The 20,140-nt window shown below is 72.2% G+C and carries 15 protein-coding genes; 13 read left to right on the forward strand and 2 right to left on the reverse strand.

What is annotated here, in order from left to right; all coding sequences use genetic code 11:
- Positions 1-9 precede the first annotated feature (9 nt).
- Positions 10-1,638 (reverse strand): beta-N-acetylhexosaminidase, encoded by a 1,629-nt coding sequence (locus tag BJ964_RS00670; protein WP_188118835.1) that lies wholly within the window; start codon positions 1,636-1,638, stop codon positions 10-12.
- A gap of 74 nt (positions 1,639-1,712) precedes the next feature.
- On the opposite strand from BJ964_RS00670, the gene BJ964_RS00675 reads away from it, so the two are divergent.
- From BJ964_RS00675 to BJ964_RS00700, 6 genes are all read left to right on the forward strand, one after another.
- On the forward strand, positions 1,713-3,041 hold the full coding sequence (locus BJ964_RS00675; protein WP_188118836.1) for a helix-turn-helix domain-containing protein: 1,329 nt from the start codon (positions 1,713-1,715) through the stop codon (positions 3,039-3,041).
- Positions 3,038-4,249 carry an amidohydrolase family protein gene (locus BJ964_RS00680; RefSeq protein WP_188118837.1) on the forward strand — a complete coding sequence of 404 codons (1,212 nt, stop codon included), beginning with the start codon at positions 3,038-3,040 and terminating at the stop codon, positions 4,247-4,249. Before BJ964_RS00675 ends, BJ964_RS00680 begins: the two co-directional genes overlap by 4 nt.
- A complete protein-coding gene (locus BJ964_RS00685; protein ID WP_188118838.1) occupies positions 4,249-4,629 on the forward strand; it encodes a RidA family protein in 381 nt (126 codons plus the stop codon). Before BJ964_RS00680 ends, BJ964_RS00685 begins: the two co-directional genes overlap by 1 nt.
- 44 nt (positions 4,630-4,673) lie before the next feature.
- On the forward strand, positions 4,674-6,530 hold the full coding sequence (locus tag BJ964_RS47630; RefSeq protein WP_262479301.1) for a serine/threonine-protein kinase: 1,857 nt from the start codon (positions 4,674-4,676) through the stop codon (positions 6,528-6,530).
- A gap of 191 nt (positions 6,531-6,721) precedes the next feature.
- A complete protein-coding gene (locus BJ964_RS00695; protein WP_188118839.1) occupies positions 6,722-8,755 on the forward strand; it encodes an acyltransferase family protein in 2,034 nt (677 codons plus the stop codon).
- A gap of 32 nt (positions 8,756-8,787) precedes the next feature.
- Positions 8,788-10,062, forward strand: coding sequence for a serine/threonine-protein kinase (locus BJ964_RS00700; protein WP_188118840.1), 1,275 nt, complete (start codon positions 8,788-8,790; stop codon positions 10,060-10,062).
- A 94-nt stretch (positions 10,063-10,156) separates the two neighbouring features.
- Here the strand turns inward: BJ964_RS00700 and BJ964_RS00705 are convergent, their stop codons facing one another.
- Entirely contained in the window at positions 10,157-13,315 is a 3,159-nt protein-coding gene (locus BJ964_RS00705) for a bifunctional cytochrome P450/NADPH--P450 reductase (protein WP_203832661.1), read from the reverse strand.
- A 48-nt stretch (positions 13,316-13,363) separates the two neighbouring features.
- On the opposite strand from BJ964_RS00705, the gene BJ964_RS00710 reads away from it, so the two are divergent.
- From BJ964_RS00710 to ureG, 7 genes are all read left to right on the forward strand, one after another.
- Positions 13,364-13,933 carry a TetR/AcrR family transcriptional regulator gene (locus BJ964_RS00710; RefSeq protein WP_188118842.1) on the forward strand — a complete coding sequence of 190 codons (570 nt, stop codon included), beginning with the start codon at positions 13,364-13,366 and terminating at the stop codon, positions 13,931-13,933.
- Between the two features lie 220 nt (positions 13,934-14,153).
- Positions 14,154-16,175, forward strand: a complete 2,022-nt coding sequence (locus BJ964_RS00715) for an acyltransferase family protein (RefSeq protein ID WP_188118843.1) — start codon at positions 14,154-14,156, stop codon at positions 16,173-16,175.
- A 138-nt stretch (positions 16,176-16,313) separates the two neighbouring features.
- The gene (locus BJ964_RS00720) at positions 16,314-16,616 is read left to right on the forward strand and encodes an urease subunit gamma (protein ID WP_183215291.1); all 303 of its coding nucleotides are present in this window, start codon (positions 16,314-16,316) and stop codon (positions 16,614-16,616) included.
- On the forward strand, positions 16,613-17,020 hold the full coding sequence (locus BJ964_RS00725) for an urease subunit beta (protein ID WP_188118844.1): 408 nt from the start codon (positions 16,613-16,615) through the stop codon (positions 17,018-17,020). Before BJ964_RS00720 ends, BJ964_RS00725 begins: the two co-directional genes overlap by 4 nt.
- Entirely contained in the window at positions 17,017-18,735 is a 1,719-nt protein-coding gene (locus BJ964_RS00730) for an urease subunit alpha (RefSeq protein WP_188118845.1), read from the forward strand. Before BJ964_RS00725 ends, BJ964_RS00730 begins: the two co-directional genes overlap by 4 nt.
- Positions 18,735-19,382, forward strand: a complete 648-nt coding sequence (locus tag BJ964_RS00735) for an urease accessory protein UreF (RefSeq protein WP_188118846.1) — start codon at positions 18,735-18,737, stop codon at positions 19,380-19,382. Before BJ964_RS00730 ends, BJ964_RS00735 begins: the two co-directional genes overlap by 1 nt.
- Positions 19,372-20,085: an urease accessory protein UreG gene (ureG, locus tag BJ964_RS00740; RefSeq protein WP_188118847.1), complete on the forward strand. Its 714-nt coding sequence runs from the start codon at positions 19,372-19,374 to the stop codon at positions 20,083-20,085. The genes BJ964_RS00735 and ureG overlap by 11 nt, the downstream gene beginning before the upstream one ends.
- Positions 20,086-20,140 lie beyond the last annotated feature (55 nt).

Raw genomic sequence — 20,140 nt, forward strand, 5'->3', positions numbered from 1 at the left:
CGGGGGCCGTCATGTCGCCACCCGCCGCAGGCCGGCGGTCATCTCGTGCAGCTCGGCGAGCCGCCCGGCCAGGTCACGGGGGTGGCCCGGGGCGTCGGGCCGGGCGTCCCACGGCCGGGGGCCGGTGAGCGGCCGGTAACCGACGCCGAGCGCGTCGAGACGGGCCAGATGGGCGGGCAGCCGCGCGGAGAAGCCGGCGAAGTCCCGCCCGGGCGGCCCCCAGACCGTCTCGGCGAACGCGCAGAGCCGGGGAAAGGCCTGGTAGTCGACCCGGCGGGCGGACTCCATATGCTCGGTCCAGACATTGGCCTGCCCGCCGAGCACCAGGGCCGCCTCGGACTCGCTGAGCCCGTCCGGGACGGGGTCGAACGCGAACACGTCGGCGAGGGTCAGCCGGGTGCCGACCGGTGTCGGCTCCCCGGGATCGTCGGACTGCCGGTAGTCGAGGTAGACCGCGATGTCGGGACAGGCCACCACCTGATGCCCGGCGCGAACCGCATGGCTGGTGGGCGCACGCCCCCGCCAGGCGGCGACGACCGCGCCGGGTGGCGCCCCACCGGCCAGGATCTCGTCCCACCCGAACAACCGGCGGCCCCGGGTGGCGAGATGCTCGGCCAGCCGGGCGGTGAACCAGGGCTGCAACTCGTGCGGCCCGGCCAGGCCCTCGGCGCGGATCCGCTCCCGGGCGGACGGGCTGTCCCGCCACTCCGTGGTCGGGCACTCGTCGCCGCCGATGCCGATCAGCTCACCGGGGAAGACGTCGCAGACGTGGTCGAGCACGGCCCGGCAGAAGTCGAGCGCCTCCGGGCCGACATTCAGGACGTGCTCGGATATCCCCCAGGCGCTGCGCACCGGGCCCGCGAACCCGTTGCCCAGCGCGGGGTAGGCCGCGATGGCCGCCTGCATGTGGCCCGGCATGTCGATCTCGGGGACGACGGTGATGTGGCGGGCGGCCGCGAACGCCACGATCTCGCGCAGGTCGGCGGTCGTGTAGCAGCCCCCGTGCGGCCGCCCGTCATAGCGCTCGTGGCCACGCGAGCCGAGCATGCTGGTGGACCGCCACGAGCCGACCTCGGTGAGCCGGGGCAGGCCGGGAACCTCGATCCGCCACCCCTGGTCGTCGGTGAGGTGCAGATGCAGCACGTTGAGCTTGTGGAAGGCGGCCAGGTCGATGAAGCGGAGCACGTCGGAGACGGGCATGAAGTGGCGGGCCACGTCGAGCAGCACGCCACGCCAGGCGAACCTCGGCTCGTCCGTGATCCGCTGAGCGGGGATCTCCCAGGGGCCGGCCGAGATCGCCGCCCGGCGCAGCGCCGCCGGGGGCAGGAGCTGGCGCAACGTCTGCGCTCCGTAGAAGACGCCCGCCGCCGAGCCGCCCGCGATGTGCACGCCGGCCGGGGTCACGTCGAGAAGGTAGCCCTCGGACGGAAGGCCCGGATCGAGACGCATCCGGATGCCGCCCTCTCCGGGTGGCAGCGGGCAACCGGTCGCCGGGCTGAGCGCCGCCCGCAACCATCCGGAGACCGCCTCCGTCCCCGGAGCGGTTGACAGGCTGGTGGTGGTCTCCAACCGGAAGGTCCCGGGCGAACCGCTCACCGCTCGCGGGAGCGGGATCAGGCTCGTAACTGGTTCGTTCACGGAACCTCCTTGACCACACCTTCGTCATGGAGGACGCTAATACGCACCACATACGAACCACAAGGGGAGCGGCGATGATCATCGGTTTGGTGGTGCACGCCGGCCATCGGGAGCGTTTCGCCGAGGCCGCGCGCACGCTCACCGGCGTCTCCTTCTCCTGGGCCGTCTACGAGAGCGAGGAGCAGATCCGCGACCGGGTCGGCGAGCTGCTGGCCACCGGCGGGCTCGACGGCCTGCTGCTCGGCCTGGTCCCCTGGTCGCGGGCCCGTGACCTGATCCCCGCCGGCCTGCCCGTCGCGGTCACCCGGTCGGCCGCTCTCGACCTGGCCCTGGCCTGGGCCCGGGCTCGCGGCAACGGCTGGCCGGCCACCCCGGTCAGCATCGACACGTTCGCCACCGAGACGGTCGACGAGGTCGCCGCGGCGCTCGATCTCGACCGTTCCGCCGTCGCCACGCTGCCGTTCGACCCGGAGCAGTCGCTCGCCGAGGTGGTGCGGTTCCACCGTGCCCACCTGGACGGCACCGGCGCGGGTTATGTGATCACCGTGCGGACCGGTGTCGCCGCCGCCCTCGACGGCCGCGCCGCCGTCCTGCACGCGCTGGCCACCCCCGGCACGATCCGCGCCGACCTGCACGAGCTGGCTCTACGGATCCGTCGGCGGCGAGCCGACGAGCAGCGGTTCGCGGCCGCGGTCTTTCGCTCCCCGGAGACCGGCGCGCGAGCCGCCCTGCGCCGCGCTCTGGCGGAGGCCCCCGAGCTGGGCGACGCCTGGATCGAGGAGCACGGCACACGTGACGTGGTGGCGTTCGCGCCGGCCGCCGTCTTCGAGAGGTTCACCCGGCACTGGGTGACGGCCCCGGTCTCCTGGCACGACACCACCGAGCGCGAAGGCGGGCCGGTGGGCGCGTTCGCCGGGTTCGGCATCGGCCCCTCGGCCCGGCACAGCGTGTCCCTCGCCGAGCAGGCGGCCGACCGGGCCGAGCGCGACGGCGCCCCCACCGCCTACCTGATCACCGACGACGGCGTGGTGATCGGCCCGATGGGCGGTGCGGGCGGATCACCACTCACGTACACCTACCGGCAGCACGGCGGCCTGGAAGAGCTGGCCGGCCGGGCAGGCCTGAGCCCGGCCACACTGTCTCGTCTCACCGCGCTGGAGCGTTCCCTCGCGGGCCGGCCGGTCTCACCCGGCGAGGTGGCGGAGGCACTCGGCATCACCGACCCGAGCGGCCGGCGGCTCATCCGCAAGCTCACCGAGGCGGGTCTGGCCGTCGCGGAGGGCAGCACCCAGCCACATCACAAGGGCCGCCCCGCCCGCCTCTACCGCCTGACGATCACCGCCGCGCTCACCGCGAGCGGCTCCCCCGCGGTGTCGTCGTCCGACGGCGGTGCTCAAGGATGAGATTCGACCTGCTGCTGACCGGCGGCGATCAGGAGCTGGGGATCCGCGACGGGCGGATCGCGGCGGTCGGCACCGGCCTGCCCCGCGACGCACGCCGGGTCGTCGACGTGACCGGCCGCCTGGTCACCCCGGGCCTGATCGATCTGCACACGCATGTCGGGCCGGGCTACTGGGGGATCGATCCGGATGCCGTCGCCTGGCGGTCCGGGGTCACCACCTGGGTGGACGCGGGTTCGGCGGGAGCGTTCACGCTGGCCGGCCTGCGGCGCACCGCCGAGTCGGCCACCGTGCGGATCCCGGCGCTGCTCAACATCTCCGCGGTGGGGCTGGCCGGGCGCACCGGCGAGTGCCGCGATCCGGCGAACTGCGACACCGCCCTGGCGATCGACACGATCCAGGCGAACCGCGATCTGCTGGTCGGGGTGAAGGTCCGCATCGACGCCGACACGGTGGGCGACAACGGAGTGGAGCCGCTGCGCCGCGGGCTCGCGGCAGCGGACGCCTGCGGGGTGCCGGTCATGGTCCACATCGGCACGTCCCCGCCCGCACTGGGGGAGGTGCTCGATCTGCTGCGCCCCGGCGACATCGTGACGCACTGTGCGAGCGGCATCGCCACGCCGCTGGGCCCGGCGATCCGGGCCGCTGCCGAACGCGGTGTCCTGCTCGACATCGGCCACGGCTCCGGTGGGTTCGCCTTCGACGTGCTGGAGGCCCAACTCGAGGCGGGGCTGCTGCCGTTCACCGTCTCGACCGACCTGCACGCCCGGTCCCTGCACGGGCCGGCCTTCGACCTGCCGACCACCATGGCGAAGCTGCTCGCGGCCGGGATGACGCTGCCCGAGGTGGTTGCCGCGGCGACCACACACCCGGCGCGGGCGCTGGGCCTCCCCGGCGGTTCGCTCACGGTCGGCGCTCCGGCCGACTTCGCGATCTTCGAAGTACGGGAGGAGCCGTTCCCGGTCTCCGACGCGCACCGCCAGGTCCGGATCTCCCCGCTCCGCCTGATCAACCACTCCACCTATGTGGACGGCCGGCCGCTGCCGCCGAAGCTGTCCGCGCCGCCCGCGCCGTGGATCCCGCTGACCGACGCACAGCATGCCGCCCTGGCGCGCCGCGATCACGACATCCGTGCCCTGCTCACCACGCCACTCGTCGACGTCGACGGGCTGGCCGATCAGTTCCCGAGACCGAAACCGAGGAGTTCCTGATGCCCAAGCGCGCTGTGATGACCGACAAGGCGGCGCCCGCCGGAGGTCCCTACTCGCACGCCGTCGTCGCCGGCGACACGATCTATCTGGCCGGGGCGGTCCCCGCGCTGCCGGACGGCACCTGGGTGACCGGCAGCTTCGCCGAGCAGGCGCACGCGGCGTTCCGCAACCTGGCGGCGGTGGCCGAGGCCGCCGGTTCGAGCCTGGACGACGCCGTGCGGGTGGGTGTCTACCTGCGTGACTTAGGCGACTTCGCGGAGATGAACGAGATCTACCAGGAGTACATCAAGGGCGAGCACCGTCCCGTGCGCACGACGCTGCCCGTGCCGCTGGTCGGTTTCGACATCGAGATCGACGCCGTTCTCTACACCGGGCCATGAGCGTGGACGGATAGCCGCGAACTCTCCTGGGTAGAGGGATATTCATGCCTCACCCCGGAGAGTTGCTCGGCGGACGTTACCGGCTGGACGATCGCATCGCCTCCGGCGGCATGGGCGAGGTCTGGCAGGCGACCGACACCGTTCTGGGACGGGCCGTCGCGGTCAAGACCCTGCTCGCCGACCGGGCCAGCGATGCCGGCTTCCAGCGACGATTCCGGCACGAGGCGCGCGCGCTCGCGGCCCTGCGCCACCCCGGTGTGGTCGCGGTGTACGACTTCGGCAGCACCGGGACCGAGGACGCCTACCTGGTCATGGCCCGGGTCGACGGGCAGCCGCTGAACCGGATTCTGGCCGAGCGCGGCCACCTCACCCCGGCCGAGACCATGTCGCTCGTGGCGCAGGCGGCCTCGGCCCTGGCGGCCGCACATACCGCCGGGATCGTGCACCGGGACGTCAAACCCGGCAACCTGCTGGTCGAGCCGGACGGCACGGTGGTCCTGGTCGACTTCGGGGTGGCGCGATCCGCCCATTCCGGCACCCTGACCGGGGCGCGGGAGGTGGTCGGGACCGCCCTCTACATCGCGCCGGAGCAGGTGACGGAGCGGGAGGCCGGGCCGGCCGCGGATATCTACGCGTTGGGTGCTCTGGCGTTCCACTGTCTTGCCGGGCGTCCGCCGTTCCTCGGCAAGAACCCGATCGCGATCGTCCTCCAGCATCTCGATCAGGAGCCGCCGCCGCTGCCGGACGACGTGTCGCCCGAGGTGAGCGGGCTCGTCCGTACCGCGCTGGCGAAGGATCCGGCGGCGCGCTTCCCGTCCGCCGGAGCCATGGCCGTGGCAGCCTCGGCAGCGGCCGCGGAACTCACGAACCAGGCCGGGGAAGCACCCGCCCCAGCGACGCCGTTCGAGCCCGGCAACGGCGGTCTCGCGAAAACGAGGACCGGAGCGCCCTGGTTCGGCATCGCCGGAGTCGTCCCCGCCGGAACGACCCCGGAGGAAAGCGAGACCATCAGGCCGGGCTCGACCGGCGCGAGCCCCGCCGTCCCCGAGCAGCGATCGACCGCGCCGAGCCCGGCCCTGCCGAAGGCTCACACCACCGGCCAGACCGCGGCCGCAACGGAGGGCTGGGCCGCCACGCCGAACCCGGCCCTGCCGGAGGCCCTGCCGGAGGCCCTGCCGGAGGCCCTGCCGGAGGCCCTGCCGGAGGCCCTGCCGGAGGCCCTGCCGGAGGCCCTGCCGGAGGCCCTGCCGGAGGCCCTGCCGGAGGCCCTGCCGGAGGCTCACACCACCGGCCAGACTGCGGCCGTGACCGAGGGCTGGGCCGCCACGCCGAGCATCACCGCGGCGGACGGTCCGGACGGCACAGTGGCGCCGGGCGAAGGGGCCGGCGCCGGAACGGGCGCCGAAGGGGCCGGCGCCGGCATCGGCGGCGGGGCCGGGGAGCGGGGAGGAGCGTCCGGGGAGTGGATCCGGCGGCGGCAGCGGGTTCTCGCGGTGGCGGCGGCCGTGATCCTCGGGGTGGCCGGTGTGGTCGCCGCGGCGGATCCGTTCGGGCTCTTCGGTGGCCGGGAGCGGATCGACCGGGTCGTGCCCGAGGCTCCGGCGAGTTCGGCGCCCCGGACCGTGGAGCAGACGGACAGGGAAGCCGGGCCGGACAACAAGGCAGACTATCAGGACAAAACTCCGAAATCGAAGAAGTCTGCCAGTCCCGAACCGAGCCGGACGCCCACCCGGCCCGCGGAGAGCGGGACCGAGCCGACCACGGAGCCGACGACCGGGGAACCGTCCACACCGGAGCAGACGCCCGACGGCGACGAGACCAGCGGGCCCAGGGAGGACGAGACCGAAACCGACCGGAACGAGGCCGCTGACCCGGCCGACCGGCTCGTGAACAACCGATGAAAGAGCTGTGTGCAAGCTTTGGGCCGAATATGTAAGATCTCTCAGCTAACCCTCCGGGCGGACCGGCGGCACTGAGTTCCCTTAGGCAGGACATGTCGGTTATCCACGACACGCAAACCGCGGCACTCCGACCGGAGAACGAGGTCAGGCCGGCCCAGCCACACCTCAGGTTCCGGCCGGACATCGAGGGCATGCGGGCCGTCGCGGTGACTCTCGTGGTGCTGTCGCATGCCGGGATCGCGGGGCTGGCCGGGGGCTACGTCGGTGTCGACGTGTTCTTCGTGATCTCCGGCTTCCTGATCACCACGCTGCTGCTCAAGGAGCTGACCCGGACCGGCCGGATCTCGCTGGCCACCTTCTACGCCCGGCGCGCCACCCGGCTGTTGCCCGCGTCGACCGTGGTTCTGCTGGTCACCGTGGTGGGCAGCTGGCTGTGGCTGCCGGCGACCCGGTTCCCGTCGATCGCCTCGGACGCGATCTACGCGACCTTCTACGGGATCAACTGGCGGCTGGCGCACGAGGGCGTCCAGTACATGAACGCCGACGCCGCCCCGTCCCCGCTGCAGCACTTCTGGTCGCTGGCGGTGGAGGAGCAGTTCTACCTGGTCTGGCCGCTGCTCCTGCTGATCTTCGCGCTGCTGTGGGGCAAACGCCGTGCCGCGGTGGTCGTCACCCTGTGCCTGGTCGTGGTGGCGTCGCTGATCACCAGCATCCAGGTGACCGAGTCGTCGGCGCCGTGGGCGTACTTCGGGGCGCACACCCGGGCCTGGGAGCTGGGCATCGGCGCCCTGGTGGCGATCGGCGCGAGCCGGCTGGCCGGCCTGCCCCGGCCGCTGGCCGCCGGCCTGACCTGGGCGGGTCTCGCGGCTGTGGTGGCCTCGGCGCTGATGTACGACGAGGCCACCCCGTTCCCCGGTTCGGCCGCGGCCCTGCCGGTGCTGGGCGCCGCGGCGATCATCGCCGGCGGCTGCGCGGCACCCCGCGGCGGCGCCGTGACCCTGCTCGGCACCTGGCCGTTCCAGCAGATCGGCAAGTACTCCTACAGCTGGTACCTGTGGCACTGGCCGATCCTGATGATCGTCCCGTCCATGCTGGACGTGGAACCGAACGTACCGCTCAACCTCGGCCTGTCGGCGGGCGCGCTGGTGCTGGCGATCGGGTCGTACCACCTGGTGGAGAATCCGGTCCGGAACCACGCGTGGGTCAAGAAGGGCGCCCGCCGCGGTATCGCGGTCGGTCTGGCCCTGTCGATGACCGCCGCCCTGGTCGCGCAGGCCGGCGCCATGAAGCCGCCGCAGCTGGCCAAGGGCGACGCGGCCGTGAACACCGCCAAGGCGGTGGCGGCGGCCGCCGAACCGGAGGCGGAGCTCAAGCGGATCATCGCCGAGTCGGCCGGCATGGGTGAGCTGCCGGCGAACGTCACGCCGAAGGTGCAGCGCGCCCACTACGACCTGCCGAAGTACTACCCGAGCAAGTGTCACCTGGAGTACGCGGACGTGACCGCCCCCGGCGAGTGCGTCTTCGGCGACCCGGCCGGCAAGGAGATGGTGTACCTGTTCGGCGACTCGCACGCCGCGCACTGGTACCCGGCCATGGACGCGATCGCCGAACAGCACGGCTGGAGGCTGATGGTCCGCACCAAGAGCGCCTGCCAGGCGCCGGTGGTCCGGACGTACGCCCAGGTCTTCAAGCGCCCGTACGACGAGTGCAGCCAGTGGCGCGACACCGTCCTCGCCGAGATCAAGCGGACCCACCCGAAGATGGTGGTGATCGCCTCGAACGGCAACAACAACGGCGGCCTCCTGGACGCGGCCGGCAACCGGATCGACGAGGGCACCGCCGAGGAGCGGGACGCGCTGTGGGTGGCCGGCTGGGCCGCCACCTTCAAGGCCATCAGGGCCAAGGGCACCGCGCTCGTGATGATCGAGGACACCCCGTGGCCGGGCAAGGACGCTCCGGAGTGCCTGGCCGCCCATTCGGACCGGGCGTCGAAGTGCGCCCGCCCGGCGGCCGAGGCGTTCGCCTTCCCGCCGCGGCAGGCGCTGGTGTCGCAGCAGGCCCGGAAGAGCGGGGTCACGGTGATCGAGACCCGGCCGTGGTTCTGTGCCGGCGACGTCTGCCCGGCCGTGGTCGGCAACATCCTGACCTGGCGGGACAGCAGCCACATCACCACCCGGTACGCCGCGATGCTGGCCCCGCTCCTGGACGCCCGCCTCCCGATCTAGGCGAACGGGCATGGATCGTAGAAGATGAATCCATGCCCGGCCCGGGAGAGTCGCTTGGCGGGCGATACCGGTTGGAGGACCGGATCGCCGCCGGGGGCATGGGCGAGGTCTGGCGGGCCGTCGACACCGTCCTGAACCGTCCGGTCGCGGTGAAGATGCTGCTGGCCGGAACTGCCGGGGAGGCGAGTTTCCGCCAGCGCTTCGAGCACGAGGCGCGGGCGATGGCCGCGCTGCGGCATCCGGGTGTCGCCGCGGTGTACGACTACGGCAGCACCGGCGAGGGCGCGTTCCTGGTGATGGCCCGCATCGACGGCCAGTCGCTGGACCAGCGGCTGAACGAGCGCGGCCCGCTGTCCCCCGCCGAGACCATGGCGGTGGTCGCCCAGGCGGGCCGGGCCCTGCACGCCGCGCACCGGGCGGGCATCGTGCACCGGGACGTCACGCCCGGCAATCTGATCATCGAGCCGGACGGCAACGTGGTGCTGGTCGACTTCGGGGTGGCCCGTTCGGCGACGTCGCAGACCCTGACCGGCGCCCGCAACGTCGTGGGAACGGCCTGCTACATCGCCCCTGAGCAGGTGTCCAAGCAGGTGGTCGGCCCGGCCGCCGACCTGTACGCGCTGGGCGCCGTCGCCTACCACTGTCTGACCGGGGCTCCCCCGTTCACCGGCGACGACGCTGTCACGATCGCGCTGCGCCACGTCTCGGAGGTGCCGCCGCCGCTCCCTTCGGCCGTTCCGGCGCCGGTCCGCGAGCTGGTCGAGCAGGCTCTCGCGAAGGATCCCACCGACCGGGCCCCCTCGGCCGCCGCGATGGCCGCCGCGGCGACGAACGCGGCGGGCGGCGACGACGTGGTGCGTGCCGCGCTTCTGGCCACCGAGCCGGTCACCGCCCCGATCCCGCGCCGGCCGCCCATCCGGACACCGGTCGACGAGAGCCCGGTGATCCCCGCGCGACGACCCGCACGCTGGCTGCCGATCCTCACGGTCGTACTGACGTTGCTCGCCGTCTCGATGTTCGCGCTCACCGTGGCCGATGCGCTCGGCTGGTTCCCGGTCGGGCCCGCGGCGACCTCGCCCACCCCGGCCGGCTCGCCGAGCCCGACCGGTTTCCCGAGCGTGTCCGCCACCCCGTCGCCGTCGATCTCCACCGGCCGCAAACCTCCACCGGCGACCCGTCCGCGCTCCCCGCGACCGTCGGCCACCAGCCCTTCCGCCAGCAGCAGCGTCTCCTCCCCGCCCACGAGCGAGTCCCCGGACGCCCCGGAGAGCCCGGCCCCGGACGGCCCTTCCGCCGATGCGGGCTGAGATCAAAAATCAAGATCAAGACCCGGCGACGGTACGGGGTACCGAAGGCGATTCGTGGCGCCGGACCGGACCGGCCCGGCGCCACGACGGCCGGCTAGGCGAAGACGTCCTGCTGGTAGCGGCCCTCCGCCTCGAGGGAGCTCAGCCACGACTCCGCCTGCTCGGCCGTTGCGCCGGTGTGGCGGCGGTAGATGGCGTAGAGCTCGTCGCGGACGGCCGGCGCCATCCGGGCCCCGTCGCCGCACAGGTAGATGTGGGCGCCGCGTTCCAGCAGCTCCCACACGGCGTCGCCCTGTTCGGCGAGGGCCTCCTGGACAAACCGGTGCGGGTGGTCCGGCACCGCCGAGAAGGCCAGGTGCAGGTCGGCCACCCCGTCGGCGGCCCACTGCTCCATCTCCGGGCGGTACAGCCAGTCGTGCTCGGGGTGCCGGCAGCCGTAGAACAGCTTGGCGGGACCGCGATCGGCCAGCAGCGCCCGCTCCTGGAGGAAGCCGCGCAGCGGGGCGAAGCCGGTGCCCGGACCGATCAGGATCATCGGCGTGGCCGGGTCGGCGGGCAGCCGGAACGGCGGCGCCGGCACCCGGACGTGCCCGTAGAAGACGTCACCGGGCGACAGGCGGGCCAGGTACTGGGAGCACATGCCCCGGTACCGGCCGTTGCCGGTGCGGGACGGCCCGTCCACCAGGCCGACGGTGATCGTCACGAGTGACGGGTCGACGGCGGGCGACGACGAGATGGAGTAGAACCGCGGCCGGATCGTGCCGACGAGCTCGAGGAACACCCCGAACGGCAGCTCGACCGCGGGGAACCGCTCCAGCAGGGAGAGCAGCGAGACCCGCTTCGCGAGGATCTCGTCGGCGTACGCCTGGCGCGCCTCCGGGGTGTCCGCGGTCCAGGCGGCCAGCTGCCGGGTGGTCCACGGGCACTGGGTGTGCTCGGTGAGGACCCCGATCTGGCCGCGGGTGGCCGGCTCCTGGAGTTCCACGAAGTCGGTGAGCAGCAGACCGGCGGTGACCGGGATCCCGATCGGCAGTCCGCTGGGCCGCTCGCCGTCCTGGCCGAGACGGATCACCAGGTCGCGGGACACCCGGAGCGTGTGCAGCGCCCAGTCGACGAGTTCCGGGTCGTTCTTGGCGTAGACGGCCAGGTGGTCGCCGGCGGTGTACTCGACCCCTTCGGGCAGCTGGACGGTGATCGCCTTGACGCCCGGCCGGGGCGCCTCCCGGGTGAAGTCCCACAGCCCGGTGGGGTCGCCGACCAGCTCCTCCACCGACATGATCATGACCGGGTGGGCCTGGCCGGAGACCACGGCGGGCCGGATCTGGTCCTCGCCGAGCACCTCGACCGAGTAGCGCGGCCCGGTGGTGGCGGCCGTCGCGGTCCCGTAGGCGGCGGCGAGCGCCGCCCACAGCCCCTCCAGCCAGGTGGTGGCCATGCCGTCGAAGTCACCGGAGGCGTCGGTCTCGCCGCGTTCGACGACCGGTTCCGCGCCGGCCGCCGCGAGCTTCTCGAAAACCCGCTTCGGGTACGCCTGGTAGGTGGCCCATTGCGTGTTGCCGTTGCCGAGGACCGCGAACCTGACGCCGTCGAGCGCCCCGGCCGGGATGTCGAGGTCGTCGAAGGCCTGCGCGTTGTCCGGCGCCTTGCCGTTGTAGCTGGACGTGACGACGGTCAGCAGACCCTCTGCCGGCAGGTCGGCGGCCAGCTCGTCGAGGGTCTGCACGGTCACCTCGAACCCGGAGCGCCGGGCCCGGTCGGCGACCTGCTGGGCGAGGTCCTCGGAGGTGCCCAGGTTGGACCCGTAGGCGACGCTCATCCGTACCCCCGAGGCCTGAACCTCGACCTCGTCGGTGACGGCGGCGGCCGACGGCGCGGAGGTGGCGATGCGCTCGTGCTCGTGGCGGAGGCGCAGCCGGAGCCGGAAGTCCTCGGGCTTGATGGTGAGGGTCTGCTTGATGGTCAGCTCGTGGCCCTGCGGGTCGGAGAGCGCGAACCGCTGCAGGATCATGGCGAGCGCGAGCCGGGCCTCGGTGAGGGCGAACTGGCGGCCGATGCAGGCCCGCTCGCCGTTGCCGAACGGCTTGTACGCGTGCGGGTGGTGCGACGCCTTCTGCTCCGGCAGCCACCGGTCGATGTCGAAGGTCTCCGGGTCGGTCCAGGCCGCCGGGTTGGTGTGCAGCGGCTTGAGCACCACCGCGATCTTCTGGTTCGCCTCGATGGCGTAGCGCCCGCCCAGCGTGGTCGCCTCCCGGGCCGCGAGGCCGATCGCGGTGATCGGCGAGTGCAGGCGCAGCGTCTCGTCGAGGATCCGCGGGATCACGTCGAGCTTCATGATCAGCTCGTAGGTGGGCACGGTGTCGCCGGGCAGGATCCGGTCGACCTCGGCGTAGGCCTGGGCCAGCACATGCGGGTTGCGCATCAGGTGGTGCAGCGCGAAGGAGAGGGTGCCGCTGGTGGTCTCGTGCCCGGCGATAAGGAAGGTGAGCACCTGGTTGCGGATGTTCTCGTCGGACAGCCGCCCGCCGGTGACCGGGTCGGACGCCTCGAGCATCAGGCCGAGCAGGTCGTTCAGCTTCTCCCCGGAGGCCCGGCGGACCCGGATCACCTCGTCGACGGTCTCCTGCATGACGGAGATGTCTGATTTGTACAGAGCATCGGCCTTCTTCTTCAGGCCGGTGACCATCGGGAGCTGGCGGGTCCGGTTCATCGCCTCGGTCAGCGCGCTGCCCATGGCCTGCAGGAACGGGTGCAGCTCCGGCTGCTCGAAGGAGCGGAACCGCTGCCCGAACCCGGCGAGCGTGATGGTGTCGAGGGCGAGCCGGGTCATGTCGTCGGTGACGTCGACCTCGGCGCGGCCGGCCCACGCGGCCATCAGGTTCTCGGCGATCTCCAGCATCTGCGGGAAGTACGCCTTCATGGACCGCTGACTGAACGCGGGCAGCAGGATGCGGTGCGCCTGGCCCCACACCTCCTCGCCCTCACGCGCGGTGAACAGGCCGTCACCCGCGAAGTCACGGACGTGCGCGAGCGGCGGGTCGATCGGCTTGTAGAAGCGGCTCTCGTCACAGACCTCGGCGACCAGGTCGGGGTCGTAGACGAAGACGACGTGCCGGCCGGCCAGGTTGAGCTTGAAGAGCCCGCCGGGGTGCTGTGCGGCCAGGTCGGCGAAGAACCGGTGTGTGCCCTCCACCGGAACCTGCAGTCCATTGCCGACGATCGGCAGTCCGCGCGGGGTGGGAATCGGGGCGGTCACAGGGGGATCCTCCTCAGCCATACGGTGTATGGCGCTACCATACGGCGTATGGCTGGAAACGGAAAGCAGAGTGATCAACGTCTAACGAAGGACGGGATCCTCCTGAGCGCGCTCAGAATCATCGACGCCGAGGGCGTGGCGGCGCTGAGCATGCGCCGTCTGGCCGCCGACCTGGGCGTCAATCCGATGTCGCTCTACCACCATGTGGACAACAAGGCCGCCCTCCTGGACGGCGTGACCCGCCTGGTGACCGATGGGGCCCGGCACATCTCGGTGGCCGAGGGTACCTGGCAGGAGCAGTTGCGCCGTCTGGCGTACGAATTCCGGTCGCTCAGCCTGGCCCACCGCAACCTGATCCGGCACGCCTTCGCCTCCGACGACTTCATCCAGAGCGACGGCCCGATGTGGCGCTCCCTCTGCGCCGTCCTGCGCACCGCGGGACTCCTGGAGAGTGAGGTCGAGCGGACCGGCGCGGTGCTCGCGGTGCTCGTCGGCGGGCTCCTGCACACCGAGGTCAACGGCACCATGGGCCGGCTCATCGGGGTCGGCGAGGCGGACGACGCCGGGTTCGCCCTGGCCGTGGATCTGCTGATCGACGGGGTCGCCGCGCGCGTGTGAGCTTTCCTCGCCATGAAAGCGTGATGAACCGGCTGTGGATCACCTATGTCATCACGGGTACGATCGGCGACCGATTACCCGGCGGGTGCCGTCGCCCTTCAGCAGGCTTAGGTAGGACATGTCGGTTTCGTACGACACACAACTCCACAGTGCCCGCCCGGAATCCTCTCCGGGGGCACCCGCACGCTCACACCCAGGATTCCGACCGGACATCGAGGGAATGCGAGCGATCGCGGTCACCCTGGTCGTCCTGTCGCACGCGGGGCTCTCCGGCCTGGCCGGGGGCTACGTCGGCGTCGACGTGTTCTTCGTGATCTCCGGCTTCCTGATCACCACGCTGCTGCTCAAGGAGCTGACCCGGACCGGCCGGGTCTCGCTGGCCACCTTCTACGCCCGGCGCGCCACCCGGCTGCTGCCCGCCTCCACAGTGGTCCTGCTCGTCACCGTGACGGCGAGCTGGCTGTGGATGCCGGCCACCCGGTTCAAGTCGATCGCCGCCGACGCGATCTACGCGACCTTCTACGGGATCAACTGGCGGCTCGCGAACGAGGGCGTGCAGTACCTCAACGCCGACGCCGAGCCCTCCCCGCTCCAGCACTTCTGGTCGCTGGCGGTCGAGGAGCAGTTCTACCTGGTCTGGCCGCTGCTCCTGCTGATCTTCGCGCTGCTGTGGGGCAAACGCCGTACCCCGGTGATCGTCACCCTCGTCCCGGTGGTCGCCGCCTCACTCACGGTGAGCATCACGCAGACCGCGTCGTCCGCCCCCTGGGCCTACTTCGGAGCGCACACCCGCGCCTGGGAGCTGGCCGTGGGCGCGCTGGTCGCGGTCGGCGCGGCCCGGCTCGCCGGACTCCCCCGCGCCCTGGCCGCCGCCCTGACCTGGGCCGGACTGGCCGCCGTGCTGGTGGCGGCATTCCGCTACGACGAGGCCACCCCGTTCCCCGGTTCGGCCGCCGCCCTGCCGGTGCTGGGCGCCGCGGCGATCATCGCCGGCGGCTGCGCGGCACCCCGCGGCGGCGCCGTGACCCTGCTCGGCACCTGGCCGTTCCAGCAGATCGGCAAGTACTCCTACAGCTGGTACCTGTGGCACTGGCCGGTCCTCATGATCGTCCCGCACATGCTGGACGTGGAACCGAACGTACCGCTCAACCTCGGGCTGGCGGCCGGGTCCCTGGTGCTCGCGATCGGCTCCTACCACCTGGTGGAGAACCCGGCCCGGAACCAGTCCTGGGTGAAGGCCCGGTCCCGTCGCGGCCTCGCCGTCGGCCTGGCCCTGTCCTCGCTGGCCGCCCTGGTCGCCCAGGCCGGCGCCATGAAGCCGCCGCAGCTGGCCAAGGGCGACCCGGCGATCGACACCACCCAGGTCGTGGCGGCCGCCGCCGACCCGGAGAGCGAGCTGCGCCGGATCATCGAGGCGTCGGTGGGCACCGGGAAGCTGCCGGCCAACACCACCCCGCGGGTGCAGAACGCGCGCAAGGACAAGCCGTCGTACTACAGCACCAACTGTCACCTGGAATACCTGGAGACCGTGGTGCCGGGGCCCTGCGTGTTCGGCGACCCGGCCGGCAAGCGGACCGTCTACCTGCTCGGCGACTCGCACGCCGCGCACTGGTTCCCGGCCGTCGACGCGATCGCGAAGGAGCGCGGCTGGAAGCTGATGGTCCGCACCAAGAGCGCCTGCCACGCCGCCACGGTCCGCACCTTCAGCACCGCCCTCAAGCGCGCCTACACCGAATGCCCGGTCTGGCGCGAGCAGGTGCTCGCCGAGATCAAGCAGGCCCGGCCGTACCTCGTGGTGATCTCGTCGAGCGGCAACGACGGCAACCCGCTGCTGGACGAGAGCGGCCACAAGGTGACGTCCGGCGCCGACCAGCGCTGGGCGGACGGGTGGGCGGCCACCTTCCGTACGATCAAGGCGCCGAAGACGAGGCTGGTGCAGATCCGGGACACCCCGTGGCCCGGCCACAACGTGCCGGAATGCCTCGCCGAGCACTCCCGCAAGATCTCCCGGTGCGTCGCCCCGGCCGGCGACGCGGTCCAGATCCCCGCCCGGCAGCAGCTGGTCGACCGGACCGCGAAGGCCAACGGCGTCCAGGTGATCGACCCGACCGCCTGGTTCTGCACCGCCGGGGACTGCCCCACCGTGGTCGGCAACCTCCTGGTGTGGCGCGACGACGACCACATCACCACCCGGTACTCCGCCATGCTGGCCCCGCTGCTCGGAGCACGCCTGCCGAAGTAGTCCTTTAAACGAACGGAAACGGCCACGCCACGTGCGGAAGCACGGAAGGCGTGGCCGTTCCGTGTTTTGATCCTCCTAGGTTCACACGTCCGAAACTTCCACCTGCGAGCATTCCGGAGCGCTAACAGGAGGTTCCCTTTGTTCCTCAGCCAGCACGAGCAGGAACGCCTGCTCATCCACGTCGCGGCCGATGTCGCCCGGCGCCGCCGCGAGCGGGGCCTGCGGCTCAACTATCCGGAGGCCACGGCCGTCATCACCGCGTTCCTGCTGGAAGGCGCCCGGGACGGGCGGACCGTCGCCGAGCTGATGGACTCCGGGCGCCGTGTGCTCACCCGCGACGACGTCCTCGACGGGGTGCCCGAGATGCTGGCCGAGGTGCAGGTGGAGGCCACCTTCCCGGACGGCACCAAGCTCGTCACCGTGCACGGGCCGATCTCGTGATCCCCGGCGAGATCCTGTACGGCGACGGCGACATCGAGATCAACGCCGGCCGTCCCACGGTGGCCCTGACCGTCCGCAACACCGGCGACCGGCCCGTCCAGGTCGGCTCGCACTACCACTTCGCCGAGTCCAACGCGGCCCTGGAGTTCGACCGCACCGCCGCCTGGGGACACCGGCTGGCCATCCCGGCCGGCACCTCGGTCCGGTTCGAACCCGGCATCCCCCGCGACGTGACCCTGGTGGCGCTGGCCGGCGAACGGGTGGTGCCCGGCCTGCGCGGCCTCGCCGGCGGACCGCTCGACCGGCCGCCGGCCGCTCCCGAGACCGACCCCACCGACATCGAGCCGGCCGGCTCCCTCGACGAGGACGAAGGCGACGGCGAACACAACGGGAGCCCGCGGTGAGCCATCTTTCGCGCGGCCGGTACGCCGCCCTGTACGGACCCACCGCCGGCGACCGGATCCGGCTCGCCGACACCAACCTGCTGATCGAGATCGAGGAGGACCGCAGCGCCGGGCCCCGGCCCGGAGACGAGGTCGTCTTCGGCGGCGGCAAGGTGATCCGCGAGTCGATGGGCCAGTCCCGCGCCACCCGCGCCGAGGGCACCCCGGACACCGTCATCACCGGCGTCGTGGTGCTCGACCACTGGGGCATCGTCAAGGCCGACGTCGGCATCCGCGACGGCCGGATCGTCGCCATCGGCAAGGCCGGCAACCCGGACACCATGGACGGCGTGCACCCCGGCCTGGTCATCGGCCCGGGCACCGAGATCATCGCCGGGAACGGCAAGATCCTCACGGCCGGGGCGATCGACAGCCACGTGCACCTGATCAGCCCGACGATCCTGGACACCGCGCTGGCCTCCGGCATCACCACGATCATCGGCGGCGGCACCGGCCCGGCCGAGGGCACCAAGGCCACCACCGTCACCCCGAACGCCTGGTACCTCGCCCGGATGCTGGAGTCCCTCGACGCCTGGCCCATCAACGTGCTGCTGCTCGGCAAAGGCAACACGACATCCACCGAGTCGATGTGGGAACAGTTGCGTGGCGGGGCCGGCGGCTTCAAACTCCACGAGGACTGGGGCACCACCCCGGCCGCGATCGACGCCTGCCTGGGCGTGGCCGACGCGTCCGGCGTCCAGGTGGCGATCCACACCGACACGCTGAACGAGGCCGGCTTCGTCGAGGAGACCCTGCGGGCCATCGCCGGGCGGTCCATCCACGCCTATCACACCGAGGGCGCGGGCGGCGGGCACGCGCCGGACATCATCACCGTCGCCTCGCACCCCAACGTGCTGCCGTCGTCGACCAACCCGACCCGGCCGTACACCCGCAACACCCTCAGCGAGCACCTCGACATGCTGATGGTCTGCCACCACCTCAACTCGGCCGTACCGGAGGATCTGGCCTTCGCCGAGAGCCGCATCCGGCCGTCCACCATGGCCGCCGAGGACTACCTGCACGATCTCGGGGCGATCTCGATGATCGGGTCGGACTCGCAGGCCATGGGGCGGGTCGGGGAGGTCGTCACGCGTACCTGGCAGACCGCGCACGTGATGAAGGCGCGCACCGGGGCCCTGCCGGGCGATGGGGCCGCGGACAACAACCGCGCGAAACGCTACGTCGCGAAATATACGATCTGTCCGGCGGTCGCGCATGGGATGGCCGCGCAGATCGGCTCGGTCGAGCCGGGCAAGCTGGCCGATCTGGTCCTCTGGGATCCGGCATTCTTCGGGGTCCGGCCGGCGCTCGTCCTCAAAGGCGGCATGATCGCGTACGCCCAGATGGGTGACGCGAACGCCTCCATCCCGACCCCGCAGCCGATGCTGCCGCGGCCCATGTTCGGCGCGTACGGTGTGGTCCCGGCCCAGACGTCCCTGGCGTTCGTCGCCCCGGCCGCCATCGACGCGCTGCTCACCGACCGGATCGGCGTCAAACGGGCGCTGGTGCCGGTCGGCGACACCCGGTCGGTGGGCAAGGCGGACATGCCGCTCAACGACGCGATGCCGCGGATCGAGGTTTCGGCGGACACCTTCGAGGTACGCATCGACGGCGCCGTCATCGAGCCGGATCCCGTCGCCGAGCTGCCCATGGCCCAGCGCTACTTCCTCTTCTGATGGCCGGCCTGGCCACGTTGTTGCTGCTCGCGGATGGGCGGCTGCCCTCCGGTGGGCACGCGCACTCCGGCGGGCTGGAGCCGCAGATCGCTGCCGGGCGGGTGCGTGACGTCGGAGAGCTCGGCGGCTTTCTGCGCGGGAAGCTCGCCACCAGCGGGCTCGTGTCGGCGGCGTTCGCGGCGGCGGCCTGCGGCGACATCGGGCGCGCCTCCGAACTCGATGCCGGACTCGATGCCCGGACGCCGTCGCCCGCTCTGCGGAAGGCCTCGCGGGCGCAGGGGCGTGCGCTGCTGCGGGCCGGGCGGGCGATGTGGCGGCTCAGGGACGTCGGGAGGGAACCCCATCAGCCGGTCGCGCTGGGTGCGCTCGCCTCGGCGGCCGGGCTTTCGCCCGTCGAGGCGGCGGTCGCGGCGGCGCACGGCACGATCACCGGCTCGGCCAGCGCGGCGGTCCGGCTTCTCGGTCTTGATCCGTACGCGGTGCACGCGCTTCTGGCGCGGCTCGCCCCCGAATGTGACCGGATCGCGGCGCTCGCCGCGGAACGGTACGGCGACCCGGTCGACGATCTGCCGGCCGCGGGCGCTCCCCTGCTCGACATCGGCGCCGAGCACCACGCCACCTGGGAGGTGCGTCTCTTTGCATCCTGACCTGCACGAACACGGCCCCGATGAGGTCCCCCACACCCACCCGGAGCCCGGTGTGGACCCGCACGAGCCGCTGCACACCGGCGCCCGGGCGCTGCGCGTCGGCATCGGCGGGCCGGTCGGGTCGGGCAAGACCGCCCTGGTCGCGGCGTTGTGCCGGGCCCTCGGCGAGGAGCTGCGGCTGGCCGTCGTGACCAATGACATCTACACCACCGAGGACGCGGACTTCCTGCTCCGCAACGGCGTGCTCCCGGCCGAGCGGATCCGGGCCGTGGAGACCGGCTGCTGCCCGCACACCGCCATCCGCGACGACATCTCGGCCAACCTGGACGCGGTCGAGGACCTGGAGGCGGCGCTCGGGCCACTGGACCTGGTACTGGTGGAGAGCGGCGGCGACAACCTGACCGCGACGTTCAGCAAGGGCCTGATCGACCAGCAGATCTTCGTGGTCGACGTGGCCGGTGGCGACAAGGTCCCGCGTAAGGGCGGCCCCGGTGTCACCACCGCCGACCTGCTGGTCATCAACAAGACCGACCTGGCCCCGCTGGTCGGCGCGGATCTGTCGGTGATGGACCGCGACGCGAAGGCCCGGCGTCACGACCTGCCGACGGTCTTCCTGTCCCTGGCCGAGGACCGGCAGGCCACCCCGGTGGCCGACTGGATCCGCGCCCTGGTGGCGACCCGAACCGCCGTCGCCGGTGCCTGACCTCGCCGTCCCGGGGCTCCGGCCCGCGATGGTGTCCGGGGCCGGGCTTGCGGGG

Source organism: Actinoplanes lobatus (assembly GCF_014205215.1).
GTDB classification, from domain to species: Bacteria; Actinomycetota; Actinomycetes; order Mycobacteriales; family Micromonosporaceae; genus Actinoplanes; species Actinoplanes lobatus.